The 24031-nt window shown below is 62.4% G+C and carries 20 protein-coding genes; 11 read left to right on the top strand and 9 right to left on the bottom strand.

The genetic code is table 11. The annotated features are described in order from the left end of the window. Positions 1-17 precede the first annotated feature (17 nt). The 4 genes from AAEX60_RS15075 (at position 18) to AAEX60_RS15060 (ending at position 3535) form a co-directional block, all read left to right on the top strand. Complete coding sequence (locus tag AAEX60_RS15075) at positions 18-503, top strand: hypothetical protein (protein ID WP_342104554.1); 486 nt, start codon at positions 18-20, stop codon at positions 501-503. 38 nt (positions 504-541) lie between these two features. Beyond that, positions 542-1810: a M18 family aminopeptidase gene (locus AAEX60_RS15070; protein ID WP_342104552.1), complete on the top strand. Its 1269-nt coding sequence runs from the start codon at positions 542-544 to the stop codon at positions 1808-1810. A gap of 210 nt (positions 1811-2020) precedes the next feature. After that, complete coding sequence (locus tag AAEX60_RS15065; protein ID WP_342104550.1) at positions 2021-2284, top strand: helix-turn-helix domain-containing protein; 264 nt, start codon at positions 2021-2023, stop codon at positions 2282-2284. Positions 2285-2287: 3 nt separating this feature from the next. Next, the gene (locus AAEX60_RS15060; protein WP_342104548.1) at positions 2288-3535 is read left to right on the top strand and encodes a HipA domain-containing protein; all 1248 of its coding nucleotides are present in this window, start codon (positions 2288-2290) and stop codon (positions 3533-3535) included. Positions 3536-3619: 84 nt separating this feature from the next. On the opposite strand, the gene AAEX60_RS15055 is transcribed toward AAEX60_RS15060, so the two are convergent. Both AAEX60_RS15055 and AAEX60_RS15050 read right to left on the bottom strand, forming a co-directional pair. Beyond that, positions 3620-4504 (bottom strand): hypothetical protein, encoded by an 885-nt coding sequence (locus tag AAEX60_RS15055; protein WP_342104546.1) that lies wholly within the window; start codon positions 4502-4504, stop codon positions 3620-3622. 195 nt (positions 4505-4699) lie between these two features. Beyond that, a complete protein-coding gene (locus AAEX60_RS15050) occupies positions 4700-5497 on the bottom strand; it encodes an SGNH/GDSL hydrolase family protein (RefSeq protein WP_342104544.1) in 798 nt (265 codons plus the stop codon). A gap of 219 nt (positions 5498-5716) precedes the next feature. Here AAEX60_RS15050 and AAEX60_RS15045 point away from each other — a divergent pair, with 219 nt between their 5' ends. Next, entirely contained in the window at positions 5717-7741 is a 2025-nt protein-coding gene (locus AAEX60_RS15045; protein ID WP_342104543.1) for an acyltransferase family protein, read from the top strand. Positions 7742-7861: 120 nt separating this feature from the next. On the opposite strand, the gene AAEX60_RS15040 is transcribed toward AAEX60_RS15045, so the two are convergent. Further along, positions 7862-9469: a hypothetical protein gene (locus tag AAEX60_RS15040; RefSeq protein ID WP_342104541.1), complete on the bottom strand. Its 1608-nt coding sequence runs from the start codon at positions 9467-9469 to the stop codon at positions 7862-7864. 403 nt (positions 9470-9872) lie between these two features. Between AAEX60_RS15040 and AAEX60_RS15035 the strand changes: the two genes are divergently transcribed. From AAEX60_RS15035 to AAEX60_RS15025, 3 genes are read left to right on the top strand one after another with little or no spacing between them, the layout of a single operon-like run. Continuing rightward, positions 9873-11048, top strand: coding sequence for an O-antigen ligase family protein (locus AAEX60_RS15035; RefSeq protein ID WP_342104539.1), 1176 nt, complete (start codon positions 9873-9875; stop codon positions 11046-11048). Beyond that, positions 11038-12414, top strand: coding sequence for a lipopolysaccharide biosynthesis protein (locus AAEX60_RS15030; RefSeq protein WP_342104538.1), 1377 nt, complete (start codon positions 11038-11040; stop codon positions 12412-12414). Before AAEX60_RS15035 ends, AAEX60_RS15030 begins: the two co-directional genes overlap by 11 nt. A gap of 39 nt (positions 12415-12453) precedes the next feature. Beyond that, positions 12454-14064, top strand: coding sequence for a hypothetical protein (locus AAEX60_RS15025; protein ID WP_342104537.1), 1611 nt, complete (start codon positions 12454-12456; stop codon positions 14062-14064). Positions 14065-15104: 1040 nt separating this feature from the next. Here the strand turns inward: AAEX60_RS15025 and AAEX60_RS15020 are convergent. From AAEX60_RS15020 to AAEX60_RS14995, 6 genes are read right to left on the bottom strand one after another with little or no spacing between them, the layout of a single operon-like run. Beyond that, positions 15105-16304 (bottom strand): glycosyltransferase, encoded by a 1200-nt coding sequence (locus AAEX60_RS15020; protein WP_342104536.1) that lies wholly within the window; start codon positions 16302-16304, stop codon positions 15105-15107. Continuing rightward, on the bottom strand, positions 16301-17443 hold the full coding sequence (wecB, locus tag AAEX60_RS15015; protein ID WP_342104535.1) for a non-hydrolyzing UDP-N-acetylglucosamine 2-epimerase: 1143 nt from the start codon (positions 17441-17443) through the stop codon (positions 16301-16303). Before wecB ends, AAEX60_RS15020 begins: the two co-directional genes overlap by 4 nt. After that, positions 17443-18042 (bottom strand): GNAT family N-acetyltransferase, encoded by a 600-nt coding sequence (locus AAEX60_RS15010; RefSeq protein WP_342104532.1) that lies wholly within the window; start codon positions 18040-18042, stop codon positions 17443-17445. The genes wecB and AAEX60_RS15010 overlap by 1 nt, the downstream gene beginning before the upstream one ends. Further along, positions 18039-19136 carry a polysaccharide biosynthesis C-terminal domain-containing protein gene (locus tag AAEX60_RS15005; protein ID WP_342104528.1) on the bottom strand — a complete coding sequence of 366 codons (1098 nt, stop codon included), beginning with the start codon at positions 19134-19136 and terminating at the stop codon, positions 18039-18041. Before AAEX60_RS15005 ends, AAEX60_RS15010 begins: the two co-directional genes overlap by 4 nt. Continuing rightward, entirely contained in the window at positions 19133-20167 is a 1035-nt protein-coding gene (locus AAEX60_RS15000; protein ID WP_342104526.1) for an SDR family NAD(P)-dependent oxidoreductase, read from the bottom strand. The genes AAEX60_RS15005 and AAEX60_RS15000 overlap by 4 nt, the downstream gene beginning before the upstream one ends. Then, on the bottom strand, positions 20164-21408 hold the full coding sequence (locus AAEX60_RS14995; RefSeq protein ID WP_342104524.1) for a glycosyltransferase family 4 protein: 1245 nt from the start codon (positions 21406-21408) through the stop codon (positions 20164-20166). Before AAEX60_RS14995 ends, AAEX60_RS15000 begins: the two co-directional genes overlap by 4 nt. Positions 21409-21537: 129 nt before the next feature. Between AAEX60_RS14995 and AAEX60_RS14990 the strand changes: the two genes are divergently transcribed. Genes AAEX60_RS14990 through AAEX60_RS14980 form a run of 3 tightly spaced genes read left to right on the top strand, consistent with a single transcriptional unit; the run spans position 21538 to position 23911 of the window. Next, the gene (locus AAEX60_RS14990; protein WP_342104523.1) at positions 21538-22704 is read left to right on the top strand and encodes a DegT/DnrJ/EryC1/StrS family aminotransferase; all 1167 of its coding nucleotides are present in this window, start codon (positions 21538-21540) and stop codon (positions 22702-22704) included. After that, entirely contained in the window at positions 22704-23303 is a 600-nt protein-coding gene (locus tag AAEX60_RS14985; RefSeq protein ID WP_342104521.1) for a sugar transferase, read from the top strand. The genes AAEX60_RS14990 and AAEX60_RS14985 overlap by 1 nt, the downstream gene beginning before the upstream one ends. A gap of 26 nt (positions 23304-23329) precedes the next feature. Continuing rightward, on the top strand, positions 23330-23911 hold the full coding sequence (locus AAEX60_RS14980; protein WP_342104518.1) for an arsenate reductase/protein-tyrosine-phosphatase family protein: 582 nt from the start codon (positions 23330-23332) through the stop codon (positions 23909-23911). Positions 23912-24031: the final 120 nt, after the last annotated feature.

Genomic DNA, 24031 nt, shown 5'->3' with positions numbered 1-24031 from the left:
CGGGCCATCATGGGCCCATGACCCGACGAGCAGCAGCCCTCATCGCCGCGGGGGCAGTGACGCTGGCCCTGACGGCCTGTTCATCGGGCCCGGGCTGGCCGGCCCAGAAGCTGGAGGGCTGGTGCGGAATCACCATCGATCCGGACGCCGCGGTCAGTGAAGTCCACCAGAGTGACCCCGGCTTCCACGGGGACAATGACCTGTACCTGCAGTCCGTGCCAACCATCGCGGTCCGCGTCCTGGGTACGGCCGTGACCATCCCGAATGACGCCAGCACCTGCGAAGGGATCGACCAGAATCTCGCCGCCCTGCCCACCACCACCGACCGGTGCGCCACCTCCTTCCGGCCGGCCACCATCCGTCAGGTTGCAGACGTCGGGCACCGTTGCTTCCTGGTGGACCGCCCGGACCAGGGCAGCGCCATCGTCGTCTCGGGTGCCAACTGCTTCGAGGATGAGTGCAGCACGCAAGCCCTGCGAGCGCGTACGAGGGCAGGTCGCTGAGCATGGTGGGGAGCGATGCCGCCTGAGATACTGGGCCCATGCCCAGTGACGCTGCCCTCGACTTCATCGGAACCTTCGCTGACTTCATCTCCGCCTCGCCCACCAGTTACCACGCCGTCGCCACCATGGCTGAGCAGTTGCGTGGTGCTGGTTTCACCGAGCTGGACGAGAAGCAACCCTGGGACAGCGTCGGCAATGCGCAGTTCACCATCCGCGACGGCGCGTTGATCGCCTGGCTGGTGCCCGACGCACTCACGGACACCTCCGGCTTCCGGATTGTCGGCAGCCACACCGATTCCCCCAGTTTCAAGCTGAAGCCCAATCCCACCAGCAATTCCGCGGGCTGGCAGCAGTGCGGGATGGAGGTCTACGGCGGCCCGTTGAACAATTCCTGGTTGGATCGGGAGCTGGGGTTGGCCGGCCGGCTGGTCACCATCGACGGCACCGTCACCCTGGTCAGGACCGGCCCCATTGCCCGGATCCCGCAGCTGGCGCCGCACCTGGACCGCACGGTCAATGACAACCTGCACCTGGACCGCCAGCAGCACCTGATGCCCTTCTACTCGCTGGATCCCACCCTGGACATCGAGGAGTACCTCTGCCGGGTGGCCCGGATCGACGTCAGCGAACTGGCCCACCACGACGTGTTGGCCTTCCCCACCGAGGCACCGGCCGTCTTCGGCCCCGACGAGGAGTTCTTCGCGTCGTCGCGGATGGACAACCTGTCCAGCGTCTACGCCAGCCTGCAGGCGTTGCTGGACGTCGCCCCCGGCGACGACGTGGTGGTGCTGGCGGCCTTTGACCATGAGGAGGTGGGCAGCTCCACCCGCTCCGGGGCCTGCGGCCCCTTCCTGGAGGACGTGCTGGTGCGGCTGGCGTCGGGCCTGGGCGTGGAGGGCGCCGACTACCGCGCGATGCTGGCCCGCTCGTCGTGCCTGAGCGCCGACGCCGGCCATGCCGTGCACCCCAACTACGTGCACATGCATGACCCCAACAACCATCCGCAGCTCAACGCCGGCCCGCTGCTCAAGATCAACGGCAACCAGCGCTACGCCACAGACGGGTCCGGGGGAGCGCTGTGGAAGCGCGCGTGTGAGCAGGCCGACGTGCCCACCCAGGCCTTCGTCGGCAGCAATGCGGTGCCCTGCGGCTCGACGATCGGCCCGCTGACTGCCACCCGGCTGGGGATCCTGACCGTCGACGTTGGCATCCCGCTGCTCAGCATGCACTCCGCCCGGGAACTGTGTGGGGTGGAGGACCCGTGGTTCCTGAAGCGGGCGCTGGAGGCCTACTGGGCGGGTGCCTGAGGGGCGTCCCTGGGTCCTGAGTGCGACGGTGCACGTCGGGCTACCACGGGCATGTGGCGCAGCACGGGCCCGTGCGAGTCGGACGTGCACCCTGCCGTGAGGATGGGTTCAGCGTGGCCGCTGGCTGTCGTGAGGCGCAGGAGTGACCGTTCCCTGACATCTGCTAATGTAATCGTACGTTCACATCTGGCAATGTCACGGAGCGGTCACATGGATATCCGGAACCATATCGAGCTGGGGCGGGAGGTTGCTCGGCTGCGCGCTGCGCGCGGGCTCACCCAGGCGGAGCTGGCGGCACAGGCGCACGTGTCCCGTCGTTGGCTCATCCAGGTTGAATCCGGCCACCCGGGCGCGCAGGTGGACAAGCTCTTCGCCGTGTTGCGTGCCTTGTCCGTGCACGTCGACCTCATTGAGCACCAGGCGCCGGCTGGTTCGCAGGAACTGTTGGCGCTGGTGGAGAACCAGGAGTGGTGAACCATGGCGAAGGACTTGGCCATCTTCTTGGGGGAGCAGCGCGCCGGGACCATCCACCAAGGACCCGGGCTGGAGTTCCGGTATGCCGACGAGTACTTGGCGTCGGAGGAAGCCACACCGCTCAGCCTGTCGATGCCCCTGTCTGAGCGGCCCTACACCAATCGAATCGTCACCAGTTGGCTGGTGGGACTGCTACCGGCGGACCGGACGGTTCGGCTCCGGATTGCCCAGCGAGGTGGCGTGAACCCCCGCAATCCGGTGGCTCTGCTGTCCGTGGTGGGGTTGGACTGTCCGGGGGCCGTGCGGGCTTGTTGGGCAGATGAGGTGGACCGTATCCAAGGGCAGACAGCCGAGCTGGTGCCGGTGGACGACGGCTGGATCGCTGAGCGCCTGGCTCGCTTTGTCCACGATGAGGCGTCCTGGCAGATTGCCGATGAGCGGTGGAGCATCGGCGGGGGCCAGTCCAAGTTCACGTTGACCCGCACCGCGGCGGGTTGGGCGGACCCACGCGGAAGTGCTGCCTCCACCCACATCGTGAAACCCGGGGTCTCCGGAGTGAAGCACCAAGCGCTCAATGAGCATCTGTGCCTGCGCATCTTGGCCGCGGCGGGGCTGCCGGTGGCCGCGTCGCAGTACCTGGAGTTCGAGGGCCGTGGCGCCATCGTGGAGCGACGGTTTGATCGGCTGGGGGCTGGGGGCGAGGTCCGCCGGCTGCATGCGGAGGACATGTGCCAGGCCTTGGGGAACCTCTACCCCTACGAGAGGGACGGCGGGCCCCATGCCAAGGACGTGGTGGAAGCCCTGGCCACTCGGGCGGATGAGGCGTCGCGTGACAGGTTTGTGGATGCCTTGGTGGCAACCTATCTGTTGGGGGCACCTGATGGGCACGCACGGAACTACTCGGTGCTGCTCTCTGGTGGGGCGGCACAGCTGGCTCCGCTGTATGACATTGCCAGTTCCTTGCCCTATGACGTCGACGGCGAGGGGATCATGCACCAGCGCAAGGCAGCCATGTCCATCGGGGGTGAGCGTCAGTTCGGGATGGTGAGGCAAGCTCAGTGGCGACGCTTCTTCGAGATCAACTCATTGGGTGTGGACCGAGGTCTGGCCAGGGTGGAAGACCTTGCCGCTCGGCTACCTCAAGCCGTGGAACAGGTGAAGGCCCAGCAGGACGGGATTCCCGGAACGCGAGAGCTGTTGGCCAGAGTGCTGCCGGCAGTCGAGCGGATGTGCGCCCTCACCGTCAGCTGAAAGGCGGTCGTGGTCCCGGACATGGCCCCAGCTTGTCGAGGCCCCATAGCCCCATCGCGACCCCCGAGCCGTCGAAGGAGCAGGTCACCACTCCCAGCCGATGGCGTGTGTTCCGGGGGTTGCGTCGTGGATCACGCAGTGTGCCACGCGAGCCCGGATCAGCAGGGACTGTTCCAACCGGACCGGCTCGTCCGCTCCAGGGGCCTGGAAGGTGCGGAAGAGCCGCGGAGGCAACTGGTCCAGGAACTCCACGCGCAAGGACAAGGTCTTCAGGGGAGCCCGCAGCGAGAAGCCCGAGGAATCCACGGGCGGGTTGCCGGCCGGGAAGTGGATCTCGTGCTGAGCCAGCAGGGCCTCGCCACGCTCCAGAGGGTGGTCCAGCCCGAACTCCAGGGCGGTCAGGTCAGGGGCTATCCGGATCTGTCGCAGTAGCGGTGCCGTCGCGTCCCCGGAGGCTTCGATGTCCCGCGGGCCGACCCGCTCCACGATGATGGCCCACCGCTGCGCGCCGGAGTTCCTGGCCCGCAGCACCATCCGCGTGACCATGCTGCGCTCGCAGCCGTCCCGATCAATCGTCACGGAGTGGGAGATGACGTCCTTCTCAAACATGTTGGCGTTGGGCAGGTCGTGCTCCTGCAGGAGGTCTGTCAGCAACTCCTGACGGTTCATGATGGCTGCCATCGCATACTCCTGAGGGCCTGCGACGATGGCCTCGGTCAAGTGGCCGTCCTCCACCTGCAGGATGCCCTCCAGCGCCTGGACGATTCCGTAGGAGCGGGAGCGGGTGGGCATGGACCGTCCGGTGGACCAGTAGCTGAGCGAGGCTACGGAGATGTGGTGATCCAGCGCCTCCAGCTTGGCCTGCACACGCGCGAGGGACAACCGTCGCTCAGCGATTGCCGCTGAGAGGCGCTCGGCAAATGGATTGCTGACCACCGACGGATCCTGGCCGGGGCTCGGCTCCACCATGCGCACTTCCTTCCGTCAGAACTACGCGGTGTAGTTCAGGTGTGAAGCTAGTCGCGCAAAGGTTCACCCCCCGAACGTTTTCCCAGCGCGCTCTCAGGAACTACAGACGATCCCCGAGTGGATCCCCGGATCCCCGAGCTGTCCATGGCCGTGCGGTGCTCCCCGAGCTTGGCGAAGGGGAAGAGCCTCCCCAAGTCACCCTGCAGAGATTGCCTTGTACACCGTGGACGCCCAGAAAACCTGTCCATCGGCCGTGATAGTGCCATCGGGCTCCAAGATGGCTTCACCCTTGCCGGAGGCCTTGAAGGCCTTGTCTACGTCAATGGTGGGGAGCCCCTGCTCCGTCGCCCACGAGCGGACCGCGGTCAGGACATCCTTCTTTGGATCGTCTGTGCCGACGGGCTGAAGCACGACGGCGATGGACGCCTTCGGGAACGTTCGCTGAAGGACGGCAACCTCGGTGGAGAGCCTCTCAGGAGCCGTGCTCAGTTCCGAGTCACGCCCTTGGCTGATAAGGATCAAGGTGGGGGGCGACGGGAACTTGCGCTTTGCGGTGTCGGTCGTCAGGTCAAGATGTGCCTCCGTAGAAGCATTCCAAATGGCCAATGGCGGATCGACATCGCCGTAGCGCATCGGATCGTTGTAACTGTTCGGGTCGCCTTGGTTGATTCGACGGACTTCTGTTCTCCGCTTCATGCCGAAGTAGGACCCTAGCTCGTTGACCCACTCACTGGTGCTGTTGCTGGTGCTGTCACCAAGTACGCCCAGCGTTGCGACGCTGTCTGCTGGAAGCTTCGGGGGCTTTCGGGATGCCGAGCCCCCACTCGGGGTGGTGGAAGACGTCGGGGTGGGCTCTGTGTCGGCGGCAGCGACGCTGACGGTACTTGTTGGGTAGGCGCGGACGGAATAGCCCGTACTAGCGATTGCAGCTAGAGCCACCGTTGCGACTGCGACGGATGCCAGGGCTACGTCGGCTCCTATGATGCGACTCATAGGTTCAGTTTGCCCTATGGGGGGCGTCCAGTCACCTGCTGCCAGCAGTCGGACGATCTGGGCCAGGCGAGGGGATCACTGACCTTCGGCGCACCCGCGCACTGGAGGAAGCGCGGGAGATGGGCACACTCCGGAGCGGAAGGACACCAATCGGCTCGCGAGCAATTCGTCTAGGCTTGGCTACACCCAATCTCTCCCCGCGTCCCGTCTGGAGCCACGATGAAGCATGCCAATCCTGTGGATGATGCCCCGACACCCCCGTCCGCAGCGGTGGCTCGAATCGACGCCCTCGACGGGCTACGCACTATCGCAGTATTCTTGGTGGTCTTGTTCCATGTTTCAGTGCCCGGTATGGCAGCTGGATTCTTGGGCGTCGATGTGTTCTTTGTTTTGTCAGGGTACTTGATCACATCGGGCTTGGTTCGTGAACTGCAGAAGAACGGCCGCATCAATTTGATTCGGTTCTGGACGCGGCGCGTTCGACGACTCATGCCGGCCGCGATGCTAATCCTCTTGGTGGTTGTCGTGTGGACGTGGACAGCTGCGCTCGATTATCGGCGCCCCATGTTGGCAGGGGACACATTCGCGACCTTGTTTTACGTAGCAAACTGGCGCTTCATGCAAGCGGGGAGCTACTTCAGTTCCGATGGGACTCAATCTCCGCTGCTGCATATGTGGTCCCTAGCCGTGGAGGAGCAATTTTATTTGCTTTGGCCCCTCATATTGTTGGCTACTTCGCTGCTCGCTGGCCTCGTCTGGAAGTTGGAAGCGAAGCCCATAGTGTGGCTCCGTGATCGGACTGGGATGCATCGAGATCGCCAAGGGTTTATCGGGGAAGTTTTGGTGGTTTGCGTCCTGATTCTGATTGCCTCCGCAACGCTTCTTGCGGTGCTATATCAATCGTCCGAATCCCCTGATCGAGCTTATATGGGGACGGATTCGAAGGCATTCGAGCCATTGTTGGGGGCCGGTGTAGCGATGCTTTCGTCTTGGGCTTCAGTTGAGAATTTCTTCAAGAAAAACGCAAAGCTATTTGGGTGGTTTGGTTTGATTGTCGGTCCGATTCTTTTCATGCGGATGGTCGGGCCATCCTCCTTCTACTTCAACGGTGGCGCGGTTTTCTTCAGTATTGCGGTGGCTGCACTGATGATTGGTGTGACTCGGGCGCCGGCCTGGGCACTCTCCAAGATTCTCGCTTGGGGGCCCATCGCGTACCTCGGGAGGATCTCGTATGGAATCTACCTCTGGCATTGGCCCTTGGCTGTCTGGTTCGAGACTCATGCGGCGTTTAGCCCTGCGAGGGCTTTGGTCGTAATTGTCGCGACGGTAATGTTGGCATCCCTGAGTTACCGCCTGTTTGAGCAGCCGATTCTCAAGAGCACCCCGCGGGATGGTCGCTCACCAGGGACCTTCGTGGTCGCCGGCATCTCCATGGCGACGCTATCGCTCATGGTTTCGCCCCTAGGGGGGACCCCCTTGGCGCCAGTCGCGCGGCTTGTGCTTCCCACGTCTCTCCTCCCTAAGCCCGTTGAGGTCATGATGGTTGGCGACTCGGTACCTCTACGGCTCCTGCCCGTTCTCGCGGCCACGGCTAAGGAGCGAGGAATCATCGTGGGCTCAGCGACAGCCGGAGGGTGCTCCCCGCTAGGAGTCCACCAGGTGGTCTCCGAAGATGACCGCGAGGGTGCAAAGTGCTCGGATGTGCGGCGCACTCAAGCCCAAGGGCTGGCGAGCATGCACCCTAGAACTGTCATCTGGTGGTCGCGCTACGAGATCGCGGACCGATACCAGGATGGCAAGCTGCTGCGGGCAGGGGACGATGCGTTTTGGCAGGCCCAACTTGCTGACTTCGACGATGCGATTGATCGCTTGACCGTGGAAGGGGCCGCTGTTGTGGTGGTGCAAACCGAGCCGCCGGGAGTTGGGATGCTCAGTCGATGCACGCCCGAAGACTGCCACCCGTTCTTGCGTCGCATGGTTGAGCAGGATGAACTACGGGTGCACTGGAACAAGTTGATCACGGAGCGTGCTCGCCGAGACGATCGAATCCGCACGATTTCCATGGATGATGTTGCTTGTCGAAAGTTGACGGAGCCCACGCCTACAGGATTCGGTTCAGATCTTTGCGATGACACTGTCGAAGGTGAGAAGCTTGCTCGTCCTGATGGAAGTCATTGGGATACTGAGTTGGTCGGCTCAGAAGTCTCCAACGCTCTGCTCGATCGAGCCTTAGCGCAGCGTTAGCGAGTAACCCTTGCTCCTCCTATTGTCCTGAGGTGGAAAAGCGAGTGCCTGAGGTGTCGAGATTAGGTCTCCACACTCAGGCGCCTTGCCCTCGTCACCAGCCGGTGCCGGGTTTGTCTCCTACATGGTCAACCACTGTGTTCCATTCCATAGGAACTCGATCGAAGAGTTGGCAGGGATTTTCCATGAGGTTGCCGAGTTGATCCTGGTGCCATCCGCAGTCTGGACGGTCTTGGACGTCCCGTCAGTACTCTCGTTGTAGATCACCACGGACCAAGTGGGGATAACTGAGGCCGAGTCCACGAGCGTAATGGCGTTCCCAGCGGTTGACGCGACTGTGCGCGTGTAGACGATCTGATCGGTCAAGCGACAGGTGTACGGGGAGTAGCTGGCGTTGACGTAGCGCCTTCTCTGTGGCGTGGGCTCAATGATGTACCAGCCCTGTCCACCTTGGTAGTAGTTCTCGACATGGCTGTAGGCGAGGCCGTTTCCTGCCAAGGTCGGAAAGACGCCACGGAGTACGTTGACCCCTTCGGTGTAGACCTTCGTTGAATAGGCTCCCTGATATGCGGAGATGTAGTTATTGTTGCCACGCTGCATCAAGACCACGGGGTTCTTTGCCGCGTTGGAGCCGAAGCGGCATTCGATAAAGTGGTTCCCGTAGACGCTGATGTTTGGGCCCAAGACGATCTGACGCAGCTGTGTCGTGCCGTCTTGGTTGTCGTACCCATCCTCCATGTAGATTCCAGAGAAGATATTCCCGACACAACTGTCATCCAGCGAGATCGCTGCCCCGGTGGTTCGCGTAGCGGCAGGAATTCCGCCGAATGCTGCTTCCGCGGTCTTTCGAGTCATGTCGACATTGTTCTGGGTGACACCTCCCCAGAAGGAGTTGGAATGTCCTTGGACTAAGCGTATCGCGTAATCGCGACATGTCTCGATATTGATTCCGGTGAATGTGTTCCCATTGAAGGAGGCGGTTCCTTGCAGGCCAGTGCAACAAGCCACGATGTGCAGTTGAGCGAAGTTTCCGACCGAGCAAGAACCCGCCATTCCGATTCCGAAGGTGGCGACTGTGACGTCCGTCAGCCGGGGGCGAAGGGGGTGCCCAATGCTCGACTTGTCGGATGTCGAGACAGTTCCGAGAGCTAGCCCAACCCAAGGCTCCAGGGCGGACCAATCCGTCGAGTTGTATGGGTGAGGGCCGAAGATTCCCAGACCCGAAATGATCGGACCATCGAAGTTTCCGGGTGGATTTGCCTTCGTCGTGTCAATGACGTTGATCCCAATCTTTTGATCGGGGGTACTGGGATGGGGATTGGTAATCAGGAGTCGACTCCCGAAGCTCCTGTGGGCGTAACTTGAAGAGAGCAAGTTTCCACCCCAATGCGGGCGATTATTGGACGGAGTCTGAATTCCGTCCCCGAACATTCGGAGATTGAAGTCGATGTTGGGGAAGGCGGACATTGCATAGACGCCGGAGGGCCAGTAGATGGCCTTTCCCGTAGACTTTGCATCGGCCAACAATTGGTCGCGAGCCGTAGTGCAATCAGTGACGCCCTTGGGATCGCAGTTGTAGGGGCTCGCCGTGGCATCCAGGGCGCCTACGCCACCTGCCGGCGCTGCCGCAGCAGGGCTCGCAAGGCTCAGTGCGGCGAGGGTGGCTGCCGCGCCGCCAACGCCGAGCAGCGCTCTCCGATTGGCTTGGGGAAACTGGTCTTCGCTCATCTTTGAACTCTCTGAGATTCGGGGGAGGGGATTCGAATCTTAGGGCTGTTGGACGCGCCGAGATGACTCTGAGGATGAGACAAGTGAACTTCTCAGCAGACTCGAAGTCATGGACGGGCGGCCGCGCCGTTTGGGGCGGAAGTGCCAAGTGAGCTGAAGGGCATGCTACCCGAGAGGGCTGGCGTCATGGCTCAGACGCTGCTTGATCAAGGAGTGTATGGAGCTGGGCCTCCGCGCTTGGCACTCTAGACTGTTCTGTATGTCAGCATCTCTAAGGCGATCCTCCGGCGGTGTCGCGGTGCCCAGACGAACCACGCGTAACCCGAGCCGCACACCTCCCGACGCCCCGATGACGCATGCTCAGGCTCCCGACGTAGGGTGGGCCCCGTTAGCGTTAACGCTCATGCCGATCGCCGCGTACGGAACCATTTGGCTCTCGCTGAATCCGGGCGTTCCGGGCCAGTGGCACCTGCATCGTGCGCTGACCGTCGTTCTGGCTCTGGTCTCCACCGTGACGATCTTCGACGTTTGGAAGGATCTGGGGCGGAGTTCGCGCATCGCCGTGGCGCTGTGCATGCTGGTAACCTTGGAGAGTATCTTCTGGCTTCCCGCCGAGACCACGGACGCGAGGAGGGCATTCGCTCAAGCCGTCGGCGCTCTGGGAGCGAGCTCCGTGATTCTAGTGATTGCGGGGTCTCAGCGTCGGCTTGTGCACCTATTGCGTGGACTCGTGCTCGCTGCCTTGGTGATTAGTGCCGTGGCTCTCGTCGAGTGGCGAACAGGGCTGCATCTTGAGACCTTGGCGGGCCGTCCGTGGCCTACGGGCGCGGCGCTTGGTGCCACGTTTGTGAATCCAAACAATTTCGCGGCTCACACGGTGGTTCTCGTCGGGGTGTTGCTGGTGACGGCCCACGCACGTTCGGGTTGGGGGAGGCTCTTGCTTTTCTCAGGATTGTTGTTAGGCGCGCTGTCCTTACTCACTTTCAGTCGAACGGCGTTGTTGGCTCTTGCTTTGACGGGCACCGTCCTGATCTCGCTGCGAGCAAGAGGAAGGTTTAGCGAGATAGTCCCGAAGGTAGTGATTCTCGCCTTGCTGGCTGTCATTGCTGCGATGGCAACGAACTTCTTGGACCACTTTTCTGAGGGTGTCTACTTCGACGGAAGCAGCCAGAGTAACCAGCTGCGTCTTGAGATCGCCAAGCGTGCGATCCTAGCCTTGATCCAGTCCGTTGGTTTCGGTATTGGTCCGGGTGCGTTCGAGGCTAGCCAATCGGTGAGCGGAAACGTTCTAACTATTACCAACATCCACAACAGCTTCTTGGAGGTCGCTGTGGCCTATGGGGCTGTTCCAGCGGCCTTGTTGCTCCTATTGGTCTTCACTGTTCTGAAGTCTGCTTGGCAGGGTTTGGGGACCCATCCGAGTCTTGCTGCATTGAGTCTCTTCGCACTGGGGTCCGCCCTGCTGGGAGGCTTGACAGCGAGCTCCATTTTAGCGGATCCAGGTTGGTGGTTGGAACTTGCGTTGGCTGCCGTTCTGGCAGATGTGGCGAGCAGCAGCGAGGCTTCAGGTGAGTCTTAGACAGATCGTTGCGTCGAGCATCATGGGCGTCGCGGCTCAAGGAATGTCACGACTGCTTGCGAACTTGGCAGTCGGCCGGATCGGGGGCGTTGACTCAGTTGGTCAGATTGGGACCATTTCGGCAGTTGCATTCACTGCGGCCCTTTTGGGGCCAACCGCCTTAGGCGCCGCGCTCTCCAAGTTTGTCGCCCACGCCCAGGGGCGGGAGGATGAGAATGCGGAGCAGGCCATATCTACGGGCTTGCTCACGAGAGCGGCCTTGCTGACCGCGGCGCTGGCATCTGGCGTGGCGTGCTGGATTGGGTTGACGCTGGGCATGCGCGAGGTGATTCCTGCATTGGTCATGACGTTGGGCGCCTGTGGTTACGCCATCACGCGTCCATGGTGCTTCGTTCAGCGGCGCAGCAGCGAGGGTGTAATCATCGAGGTGGCTGCTGGGGTACTCGGAGTGGTTGGTGCCTGTGGCTTGGCGCTGCTGGGTGTTACGGGCGGATGGGTGCTCGTCCCGCAAGGAGCGGGCCTTATCTTCTATGCACTCTACTTCTTCCCACGGCTCGAGCGGCGATGGATGCCGATCGGGCGCGAAGCATCTGAGTTCGTTGCACTTGGGACGGCTGCCGGCTTGGCGAGTTCTGGGGTTTTCCAAGGGACCATCCTGTTCGCCAGGCTCGATGGGGGAGTGAAGGCGGCTGGGTTGGCAGCCTCGGCCTTTTCAATCAGTACCCCCTTGTCCTTCATTGCCAGCGCAGTCACGTCAGCCTTGTATCCGAGACTGGCAATTTCTGTTGGGGCAGGTGAGGGAGTGGCGGCGCAGACCTTGGCCCAGCGCGCCTCGAGCGCGCTCGCAAGTGTGCTGTGCCCACTGTTTCTCATGATCTCTTGGTTCGCTCCCGAGCTCATGACCATCGTTTGGGGTCGAGAGTTTGTGCCTGCCGCGGTGATGGTGCCGCCGATGGTGACAGCCATCTTGGCGACATCCATGGCGGCTCCCCAGGTGGCTCTGCTGACAGCCAAGTCCCGCGGCGGGGTGAGGCTGTCAGCGATGACTAGCGTGGGAGGGACTGTTCTGGGCGTGATCCTTTGGGCGGCGGCTTACCGAATGCCAGGCAGCCAGCCCCAGCTAATTGCTTGGGGCTACCTGCTGTCGATGGCACTGACCGCGATCGCGGCGGTGCTCCTCACCATGGGCTCTGCTTTGTCTGCGGTTGTGCCCATTGTCGCGGCGAGCACAGGAGTTCTCTTGGCGCCCGTCGTGAGGTCGCTCCTGCCTGGGCCACTGTTGGAAATGATGGCGGGCTTGATTATTGGAGTTGGCGCCAGTGTGCTCGGTGCCATAAGCAGCCGCAGGCTTCTCTCAACGTGGTAACCTGCGCGTTTCCCCATGTTCCCTGTCGGAGGAGGCCCCGTGGTTGACGACAACGATTCTGGATTCAAGCGTAGAGGGCTCTTGGCAGCGGCGGGTGGATCAATAGCGACGCTCGCTGCTGTCAGGATAGCCGCTCAAGACACGGGTTCTACGGAGATCTCTGCAAATCCCATGTTGATTGCTACGGCGGAACCGTACAACTGTGATCCAACTGGAACCAGAGACTGTAGCGCTGCTCGTGACGCATTGATCACGGATGCCAAGGATCGTGATGCGACGATTTACTGGCCAACTGGGGTCTATCGGATGTCCGCCTTTCCGGATATAGATTTCAACTTAAGGATGATTGGGGATGGGATTCAGACTCCTCCTACCAATCGCTTGCAGTGGGGATTGAGTATGGGATCGATGAGCTATGCTCATCGTTCATCGGGGACAAGGATTTGGATATCGGGCCCCCACAAGAACACCCCACAACAGAAGATTGCGCTCAATGTCGTGGACCCAAGCGGATCCAAGCAGCCGGGGAAGGAAGACGGTCCAATCCTCTCTGGGATAGGGCTGTTTGGGCCTTTGGGGCTGCACTCCACCGAATGGTCAGAATTGGAGTCCTGGGTCGGGATTGCGCTCGGCAAGGTATCAACAGAAGATAAGACCAGTGTCGGGTTTCCAGTTCGTCCGAGGCTCCTTGACGTGACGATCGCTGCGTTCGGCGTTGGGCTGGGTGGATCATGCTCCGTGGGAAACTTTTATCAGCTCCACATAGTTTCTTGTGCAGTGGGCGTGCAAGGAACGTATGCTTTCAATGGCAATACTTTTGTGGGTGTTGATATTGAGACATGCCGTGACTTCGCGATTCGGATGGTGCAGTGTCATTCGAACGTATTCATTGGCGGCGTTACGCAGAATAACGTAGATATGAGTCTCGTTCGAGATTATCCAGATCAGGGCTCAATTCCGGCTGCTACAAGGACGCGGGGTGCTGTTGTCTTCCTGGACGACAACTGCGTAGGGAATGTCTTCATGGGAATATACATGGAGGACGGATATGCGAACTATAACGGGCGTACAGAGCTTCGCCAGGTGGTACTGGGGGAGGGTTCTGAGGTGCATGGCAACAGGTTCGAAGAGTGCCGTTTTGGATCATATTCGGCAAAGAATCCAGTGATTCTAATGATTCAGGGTGGTGTTAATTCCATCACCGCCTACCAAGGAACCTATGGAACGAGAATCCTGGTGGATACCTGCAATATCCTACGAGGGTCATTTCATAGCCTCGCCGGGCGTGGTGTCCCGTCCAGCGAAGTGGAGAACTATCGGAGGGGGCCAGCCGGTTGGGGGCGGGTGGATGGGAGTTCTAAGGCTGGCTATGTGCGGGTGGGCAGTGAAAGATACCAGTGCCTGGCTTCGGATGACTTCGTTCATCTTCAGTCTGGGACTGCCGCAACTCAAGGTGCCGTTGTTATGCCCGATGCTTCTGAGATTAATCCAACCTGGTCGGTTGTGGTGTTCAATCGCAATGATGCTGGACTAACTCGATCAGTGATTGCGAAGGGTGGGCACAAGATAAACGGGGTTGGCGCTTGGAATGTTCCTCCCAACACGTCGGTGGAATTCTTCTGGGACGGCGAAGAATGGTTGGCGCTCTGAGAATTCTCAGCTTACGAAATGAGCGAGTGCTGCTGCGGCTCTGCGCCCATCGTGAACAGCCGAGACGTAGGCAGGTCCAGCCGCGGCCAAGGCCTTGGCGTGCTCTGTGTCGCCCACCGCTTCTCGGATGACGTGTTCAAAGTTGTCGGGGGTGGCATCAATGATTGGCGGGTCTTCGGGGAGCAGCTCTCGTGTGGTCAATAGTGAGGAGATGGTTAGCCGTCCTGCCGCCATGGATTCTACCGCGGTAGCTCCATAGGCATCGCACAAGATTTGGTCCACGACGATGTCTGCGTGGGAAATCAGACGGATAAACTCATCATGCGGTACGGGCTCGGATTCCTGGAATTCGATGAGCCCCTTGGAGTGTAGGTTGCGGAGTACCGGGATGATTTCGTCACTTCCCTTGATAGCAGGCTGTCGGCGGGTCGGTAGATGCAAGACGCGGGGGGGACCCTCGTGCTCGAAAGCGCGTGGGATTCTGGAAAACCGCTGGGGGTCTATGGTAAGCGGAAGCCAGATCGCTGCGGGGATGTCGTGAAGGAGGTCGGGCGTCGACACAAAGAGAGGGAGCTCAGTTCTCTTGAGGAGGGCTTGATTTGCCACAGCCACTCGGAGTGTCTGGCTGAAGTATTTGATACCTGCGCTCCGCCACCACGAGTGGCGGACCCGGCGCAGATGTGAAATGGGATTCCGGATGTCCGAACCGTGGGCGATCAGGGCCAGTTGGCATCCTTGTCCCTGTAGTTCCCGGATGTCTTTTCGTAGGCTGCCAGCGACCGTGCCGCCAGAGAGGGGGAGGAAGCCATCGAGGGCGATATGTGTGGCGTCCGCCAGTGCTTCCGTCACGCTAGGCGAGCTGACCGGTTGACGCGGCTCGAATCGACTGCAGAGTGGTGGCAGGCTTCGGTCGCTCGGAAAGTTAAAGGAGCGGAGTCGGCTGAACGACCATGCCGGAAGGTCTAGTTGGCTTGAGGCGGCTCTAGCCCAAGCCGTCGCTTGGCCCGCGAAGTTCGCCGGGCCAATTGCAAGTTGGTTGTTCACGCTTGGCCTTCTTGCATTTCTTCACCCAGCACCCGCTGGAGGATGGGCGCGAACTCAGCTTCCCAGTTGAGTTGAGTGTCGCCGACATTTCGGCAATGGCCAGCGATCTCGACGAGGGATGATTGACGCGCAATCTCTTCCATGGTTGCGGCAATCGAGGTCGCGTCCGATGCAGTCGTCCACCCCACCTTCAGTTCGTTGATGAACTGGCTATTGAGCGGCGCATTGGTGCATAGAACCGGCCTTCCCGCAGCTACGCATTCCATGATCTTGTTGGATAGTCCGTCGTTTCCGCTCACGGCGGTGTCATAGAAGGCAATCCCGACGTCAGCGTCCAAGTAGCGATCGCAAACCTCGTCGGCTGATACCCATCCCAGCCAATCAATGCTTGCATCTGCGCCGTTATTCGCTGCCCTATCGCGAAGTTCAGACAAGTATTTTTCTGAGCCAGTTCCGCTGATGGCCACCCTAATTGGCACCTTCTTTGCGAGCTCAGCGGTGGCGTCAATCAGCGCTTCAAACGAGCGACCCTCAAAGATTGTTCCGATGCACGCAAAGGTCGTCACGGGGCGCGGGTGGTTGGGTGGGCGATAAGGCGACCGCCACGTGGTCAAGGGCGCGTTGCGCACCAGCGCGATGTTGGAGAATCCGTAGTGACGGAGGGCATTCACGTCGGGCGGTGTGACAACAGTGGCTGCCGAAGCGAACTGGGCGGATAGCCGGAGGATTGCGCTTTCGGTGTGCGCAAAAAGGGAGCTCAGTGATCCAGGGGTGGCTACCGCCCCGGGCCGCTCTTGGACATCCAGAACGAATCTCGAGCGGTGGCGCATCCTGTGGAGAATCCCAAGTAGGGCCAATGGGGCGCCTACGACGTGAACGACGTCAGCGGGATGCCTCCACAGAAACTTGGCCATGCGCGACAAAGCTGGAATGTAAGATAGCGTGAGGTTTCGCGCCTGAACTCCCTTGCTCGTGCCCCCGCTTGGGGGACGCATCGCCACCTGTTCGATGACGACGCCGTCATCAATTCGGCTGCCAGCTTCTCCCCATCGGCCACTCCGACCCGGGCTGGACATGCCAAGGTATTGAACGTGCGCTTCCGAAGAGCGATACACACGGCAGTACTTCCGGGCGCGTGTGGACTTCTCAAAGACATCGAACGCAACGACGAGGACTCTCGGCTTCTCGGTGCTCATGCTCGCAGCCCCGACCAGCTGGCGTGACGACGAGCGGTAGACATGATGAAGCGCACCGTGCGGTCCGACGTGTTGTCGATGCCGTAGTCGGCCGGAAGGGTGCGACTCTCGGCCGAGGCTGGGGGATTGGGTCGGTCCATCACGTCTCGGACGGCGGCCTCGACGTCGTCTGGGTTGAGGCCGGTCATGATGATGCCGGACGTGTCCAAGGCCTCTGGCCGTTCGATCGAGTCCCGAAGCGTGATCGCGGGGAAGCCCAAGATGGTGGACTCCTCGGCGATGGTGCCGGAATCGCTCAGCACGCAGGCGCTGTGCAGCTGCAGATGGTTGTAGTCATGAAAGCCCAGCGGGTCATGGAAGATGATCCCCTCGGGGGCGGCCCAGTCTTCCAGAGCTTCCAACCGCTTGCGGGTGCGCGGGTGGGTGGAGACAAAGACCGGCAGGTTGAATGCGTCATGCACGCACTGCAGGCATTCCACCAACTGGCGCAGACGCTCGGGTGAGTCCACGTTTTCTTCGCGATGGGCGCTCACCAAGAAGTATCCGCGGTCCTTCAATTCCAGGCGCTGGAGCACGTCGCTGGCGTCAATCTGGGCCCGGTAGTGGTTCAGCACCTCGCGCATGGGCGAACCGGTGAGCAGGATCCGGCGGGGGTGTAGGCCCTCACCGAGCAGATTGCGCCTGGCGTGCTCCGTGTAGACCAGATTGAAATCGGCCACGTGATCCACCAGACGACGATTCGTCTCCTCGGGCACGTTCTCGTCGAAGCACCGGTTGCCGGCTTCCATGTGGTAGACGGGGATGCGCTTGCGCTTGGCCATCACGGCGGCGATGCAGGAGTTAGTGTCGCCCAGCACCAGCAGGGCGTCGGGCTTCTCCTGATTCAGAACCTCCTCGGTCTTGATCAGAGTTTCGCCCAACACGTGGCCAAGTGAGGAGGTGTCGACGCCGAGCATGTGGTCGGGCTGCCGGATGCCCAGGTCATCAAAGAAGACCTGGTTGAGCGTGTAGTCGTAGTTCTGTCCGGTGTGGACCAGCACGTGATCGACCGTCTCGTCCAGGCGCGCCAGCACCCGGGACAGGCGGATCAGTTCTGGCCGGGTCCCGACGACGGTCATCACCTTGAGCTTGTTGCCCATCACAGTTCCTTCTCATAGCGGTTCATCGCTCGCCCCTCGGGCGTCGAGAACTCCTTGGTCAATGTCCAGCCATTGCGCTGGTAGAAGCCGTTGGTGGCCTCGTTGTCTGCAGCATCGGTGGTGAGGAAGGCGCGCTGAGCCCCGCGCATGCGAGCCTCCGCGCACCAGGCCTCAATCAAGAGCTTTCCCACGCCGGAGCCCTGAGTGGCGGGATCCACGCAGATGGAGGAGAGCAGGGCTCCCTCGACGCGTTCGCCAGCCTCACCGCGGTAGAGAACGCCTCGGGCCAGACGCGGAATCCGCTTTGGATCCTGCGCAGCGGCCTGGGCGCTCGCCCCCACAAAGCCGAGCAGACGGCGCTTCAGGAGTCGGCTGAAGAAGCCAGCCGGTTGGGTGGTTCCGACCACTGCACCGAGCACCTTGCCGGCCTCATCGTGAGCCACCACGGTCACGGCCGTGGGATCGGTGAGGAATCCCTTGTAGAACTGGGCCAAGAAATTGGGCCCAAGCTGACTGAGGAAGAAGTCGGGGAAGGCCCGTCGGTGGAGTTCTACGACGGACTCAATGTCGGCCGGATGCAGGGCGGCGGTGGTAGTCACGCGATGTCCTCCTCGGGCAGGCGCACCTTCTGCCAGAAGGTGTCCGGATTCTCGGGGTCAAACAGGGTGTGCGTCCAGAACTGTGTCAGCAGCTCGGTGTCGCCGGTATTGGTGATGTTGTGGATCCACAGCGTGGGCATGTCGATGGCCATCGGCTGTTCGCCGTCGACGTCGAAGTCGATCACGTCATCACCAAAGACCTTGCGAAGGCTGATCCGGGCCTTGCCGCCCAGCACCACGAAACGCTCGATCTTGCCCAGATGGTAGTGCTCGCCGCGGGTGATGCCGGGCTTGGTGGTGCTGACGAAGGTCTGGCCCTGCCCGCCGTGGCTGCGCACGGTCTCCACCAGACGGCCGCGGTCATCGCTGTGCGGGGTCAAGGCAATGGGGTAGGCCTGCGGGAACAGGGCGCCGCGCAGGGTGTTGAACAGGTTCACGTCAAAGTCGGTGAGCAGCGCCGGGATGTCACCCGTGCGGTAGGTCTCACGGTAGCTCTTGAGCTTCTCCAGCACCTCCACCACGGTGGTCTGGTGAGCCTCGGGGCGGACCTGCCCAGTGGGGCCCGTGAGGCCGTCCATCAACACCTGGGCAGCTTCCTGGACGTGCAGCAGGCCAATCGGGTTGTCGTTGACCTCGGACGGGGGAGTGTCCTGCGCCACGGCGTGGGCAAAGGTGGCGACGAAGGAGTTGTAACCGGGGCGGCCGTACTCGCCGAACAGGTTGGGCAGAAGGACGTCCACCAGCTCCACGCGTGTCTGGGCCAGAGCCGTGGCCGCCGCCGCCTTGCCGCGGCCATAGGGGTTGTCCTTCTCCGCCTGGATGCTGTTGGCGTAGACAATCCGGCGTACGCCGGCCTCGCGGGCGGCCGCGGCGACGTCCTGGGCCAGGGCCAGGTTGCCCGCTTCCACCTCTTCATCGCTCGCGCGGTTGATGCCGGCGATGTGGATGATTGCCTCGCAACCTTCTGCCAAGGAAGCCAGCTCACTCCAGTTCTCCCGGGTGACGGCCACCACCTCGTAATCGGTCAGCGCGTCCAGCCGGACGCGGGTGTGCCAGCCGAGGAAGCCCCCGGCGCCGGTCAGCAGGATCTTCACAGTCCGGTCTCCATCAGCTTCTGGATCTCGGGGAGCTTCTTGAGCAGCTCCTTGGTGCCCTCCACGTCGAGCTGATCGGTGTTGGAGGAGTCGTAGGCTTCCGTGGGGCGCATCCGAGTCTCCATGCCCTCATCAAAATACTTCTCGTACTGCAGGGAACGCGCGTCCAGCGGCACTCGGAAGTAGTCACCCTCGTCGGAGGAACGGACAACCTCCTCAAAACTGAGCAGGGTTTCGTGCTGCTTCTCGCCGTGCCGCACGCCGATGACGTCGATCTGCGGGTCATCGTTGCCAAACAGCGAAGCTACGGCGCGGGCCAGCACCTCGACCGTGGAGGCGGGGGCCTTGCGGACGAACAGGTCACCGGGCTCGGCATTCTCGAAGGCGTGCAGCACCAGGTCAACCGACTCGTCCAGGCTCATCAGGAAGCGAGTCATCTCGGGGTCCGTGATGGTCAGGGGCTTGCCGGCCCGCAGCTGGTTGATGAACAGCGGGATCACCGAACCGCGGGAGTACATCACGTTGCCGTAGCGGGTGACGGAGACGGTGAGGTCGGACTCCGGGTTGTTTCGGGCGAAGGCCTGGGCAGTCTTCTCCATCAGTGCCTTGGACATGCCCATGGCGTTCACGGGGTAGACGGCCTTGTCGGTGGAGAGGCAGACAACGGACTTCACATCAGTGCGGGCTGCTGCCTCAATCACATTGTGCGAGCCGACCACGTTGGTCTTGACCGCCTGCTGGGGGAAGAACTCGCAGGAGGGAACCTGCTTCAGGGCCGCCGCGTGGAAGACGTAATCGCAGCCGCGCAGTGCATCCAGAACCGAGTCGGCATCCCGGACGTCACCGACGTAGAACTTCAACCGTTCGTCGTTGAAGTCCCGCCGCATCTGGTCTTGCTTGGCCTCATCCCGGCTGAGGATGTGCACGCGCTCCGCGCCATTGGCCAGCAGGTGCCTGGCCATGGTGGAGCCGAAGGAGCCGGTGCCGCCGGTGATGGCGACGGTGCTCTGGTTCAGGTCAAGGGTGCTCACTGATTCTTCCTTCCGGAAGCCGCCGCAACGAGCAGCTTCTCCAACCGGTCGACACCCGCGCGGACCGCGAACGTCTCTTCGTAGTAGCGGCGAGCCTGATGGCCCAAGTCTGTCAGGGTCTCGCGCTCGGTGGCGCACATCTCCCGGATGGCGGCGGCCAGTGCCCGTGCGTCCCCGCTGGGAACGGTCCAACCCGCCTGACTGTCCCGGGCTACCTGGGCCACATCACCACGGCCAGCCACCAGCAGGGGGCAGCCAGCGCCCAGTGTGGCCTGGGTCTTGCTCGGCATGGTCATCTGCGCCAGCGGGTGCTCATTCAACCCGATGTAGGCGGCGTCTGCCGTGGCCAACAGGTTGGACATTCGCTCCGGGGCAATTCTCCCCAAGAAGCGCACGTTGCGGCGGGGGAGCTGGGAGGCGCGATCCTTCAACGTCTGTTCCGAGGTACCGGAGCCAGCAATCAAACAGACGAAGCGGGGATCATCCACCAGGCCGCAGGCTTCCACCAAGGTCTGCAAACCTTGGGCTTCTCCGATGGATCCGGCATAGATCAGCACAGTTTGGTCTGCACCCAGCCCGAGCTCCGCTCGCATCGGTTCAGCGCCAGGCCGGAAGAGGTCTTCATTGGCCCACATCGGGGTGTAGGCCAACTTCCCCTCCGGGACGCCACGGTCTCGCAGCGCTTGGTGGACCCCTGGGGAGATGTAGCTGACGAAGCTAGCTGCCCGGTACATGGCGTCGGCGGCAGCGCCACTACCCTTCATGGCCCACCGGCCCACGGCGGAAGACTCGTCAACACCGGAGGCGGCCAGAGTGTCGGGCCACAGGTCCGCCACGTGGCACACGCTGGGTACCCGCAGTGCCTTTGTGGCCAAGAGCATTGCCGGCGCCAGCGTGACCGGGGAGTAGTTCACCCAGAGGGCGTCGAGTCCGCGCAGGCTGGGCAACCCGAGGGTAGCCGCGGTGGCCCCGAAGCTGCCGTAGGTGAGCATCCGTGAGGCAGCTGAAGCCTTGTGTGATGGAAAGAGCGGCACCCGGGTCACCCGGACACCATCCAGCTCCTCGCGCTGCCAAGGACGGATCCGATAACCCTCCGCGACCTGGCCGGTGGGGTAGTTCGGAAATCCCGTCAGCACATGCACCTCATGCCCGCGCTCCCGCAGCCCCCGGGCGAGGGTTCCGGGAAGGGCCGCGGGGCCGGGTTCGGGGTCGTACCACTGCGTGAGCAGGCCAAGCCTCATCTGGCCTCCTCTCGGGGGGTAAGGGGCCGTCTCGACTATGTATGTCGTGTTTGCCAGCAGGTCGGCAATCGCTAGTGTAGCCAGAAGAACGGGGGTTCTTCGGGACAGACCAGGATGAGGTGGTTGGAAATGACTGCAGAAGATCGAATTCCGTTCGCCGTACCGGACATCGGTGAGGAAGAGATTGAAGCGGTCTCGCAGACCCTTCGCTCAGGCTGGTTGACCACTGGGCCCAACTCCGCCTCCTTCGAGAAGGAGTTTGTGGAGGAGTTGGGGGACCCCTCCCTGCAGGCCATCGCCGTCAACTCCGCTACCGCCGGTCTGCATCTGGCGCTGGAGTCCTTGGGGATCCAGCCGGGGGACGAGGTCCTGGTGCCGGACTGGACCTTCACGTCCACGGCCGAGGTGGTGCGCTACTGCGGTGCTACCCCCGTGATGGTGGACGTCCTTCCCGAAAGCCTGAACATTGACCTTGAGGCAGCCCAACGGGCAGTCAGCGAGCGCACCAAGCTGGTGATGCCGGTGCACTTTGCTGGGCTGGCCGTGGACCGGGAAGCCCTGGCCGACTTCGCCCGGTGCAACAAGCTCCGGGTGGTGGAGGACGCCGCCCACGCCCACCCGACAACCAACAAGGGGGTCCGGGTCGGTCTTGGGGAGAGCGACTGCATTGTCTACAGCTTCTACGCCACCAAGACCATGACCACCGGCGAGGGCGGCATGGTGGTCACCCGGCACTCGGATCTGGCCACGCGGATGCGCACCATGAGACTTCATGGCATCAGCCGCGACGTCTTTGACCGGTACACCAGTGACAAGCCCTCGTGGCAGTACGAAGTGGTGGCTCCCGGCTTCAAGTACAACCTGACCGACACCGCGGCAGCCATGGGCCGCGTACAGCTGCGTCGGGCAGGGCAGATGCGGGATGCGCGCGCCTCCATCGCTGCGCGCTACCTGGAGGCCTTTGCAGATCTGCCCGTCCAGCTCCCGGTGGACGCGGATGCGGCGGAGGGATCCAGCCACTCCTGGCACCTCTTCGTGCTGCGGCTGTTGGACGAGGCGCCCATCTCCCGCAACGAGTTCATCGAGCAGATGTCCGCCCGCGGGATCTTGTGCAGCGTGCACTTCATTCCGCTCCACCTGCACCCCTACTGGCGGGACAGCGGGAAGCTGTCTCCGGAGCAGTTCCCGGTGGCCGCGGACGCCTTCACCCGAGCCGTCAGTCTGCCGATCTTCTCCACCATGACCGACCAGCAGGTCAGCCGGGTGATCAGCGCGGTCCGGGAGTTGCTGGGCTGATGGATGCCAAGCGAGCCTTCGATCTCTGCGGTGCCACGGCGCTCTTGGCCGTGACGGCACCTGTGATGGTCGTGTCAGCCGCCGCAGTGGCAGCCGAATCCCGAGGCGGCGTCTTCTTCCGCCAGGAGCGCGTTGGCCTGCACGGCGAGACCTTCCGGATCCGCAAATTTCGTACCATGCGCCCCTCCGCTGGTGGGGCGTTGGTGACGGTGGCTGGTGACAACCGGGTGACCAGGGTGGGACGTCTGCTGAGGGCCAGCAAGCTGGATGAACTGCCCCAGCTGATTGATGTCGTGGAAGGCAGGATGAGCCTGGTGGGCCCCCGCCCGGAGGTGGCCAAGTATGTTGCCCAGTGGCCTGAGGAACTGCGGGACCAGATCCTCTCCGTCCGCCCGGGAATCACCGATCCGATGAGTGTGGAGTTCCGCAACGAGTCGGAGCTGCTGGCGCAGCAAGATGACCCCGAGCGGTACTACGTGGAGGTCTTGCTACCCCGCAAGGCGCAAGGGTATGCGGAGTACGTGGCGAACCGATCGTTGGTGGGAGACCTGAGGATTCTCCTCGGGACCGTGCGCGCGGTAGTCACGAAGCGCGCGTGACCACGCCAGCCGACTAGGGTGGGGGCATGACTTCCCCAGCGCGAATCCTCACCGTCTGCACCGGCAACGTGTGCCGCTCGCCCTATCTGGAGCGCCGTCTGCAGGGCGAGCTTGACCGGGTCTGGGGCGCCGGGGCCTTCGAGGTGCGAAGCGCCGGCACCGGGGCCCTGGAGGGATCCGGAATGGAGCCGCAGTCCTTGGCCCTGCTGGAGGGGCGGGGTGGGAGCGGAGCGGACTTCATTGCCCGCCAGCTCAGCAAAGAAATCCTTGCGGACCAGCAGCTGGTGATCGTCGCCTCACGAGAGCACCGCAAACTGGTCACCCGGATGTGGCCCAAGGGGCTTGCCCGCACCCACACCCTGATCGACCTGGCTCAGCTTGCAGGCAAGGTCTCCAACGACGAGCTTCCTTCCCGGGAGCTTGGACCCCGCGGATGGCTGGCGGCGCTGGGGCCAGTGCTGGCTGCCAAGCGAGGGCTGGAGCTGCCGCGGCCGGCAGCAGAGGCCGAGGTGGTGGATCCGATCGGTCAGGGTCCGGAGGTCTTCTCCCGGATGCAGGAACAGATCGAGGCCGCCCTACCACCGGTTCTGCGCGTTCTGGGGGCGTGACCGGCCGCACCATAGGCGCGCATGCCGTGCCGTGCGCCTGAGCGTGTTGAAGGCCAACACAGCGGTGGGGGGGGGACGGCCAGGGGGGGGGGAGCTGGGTGCTTTTTTTTTTTTTTTCTT

Source organism: Luteococcus sp. H101 (genome assembly GCF_038433155.1).
GTDB lineage: Bacteria > Actinomycetota > Actinomycetes > Propionibacteriales > Propionibacteriaceae > Luteococcus.
The sequence above is the reverse complement of the archived record's forward strand: the minus strand, read 5'-3'. Positions and strand labels throughout refer to the sequence as shown.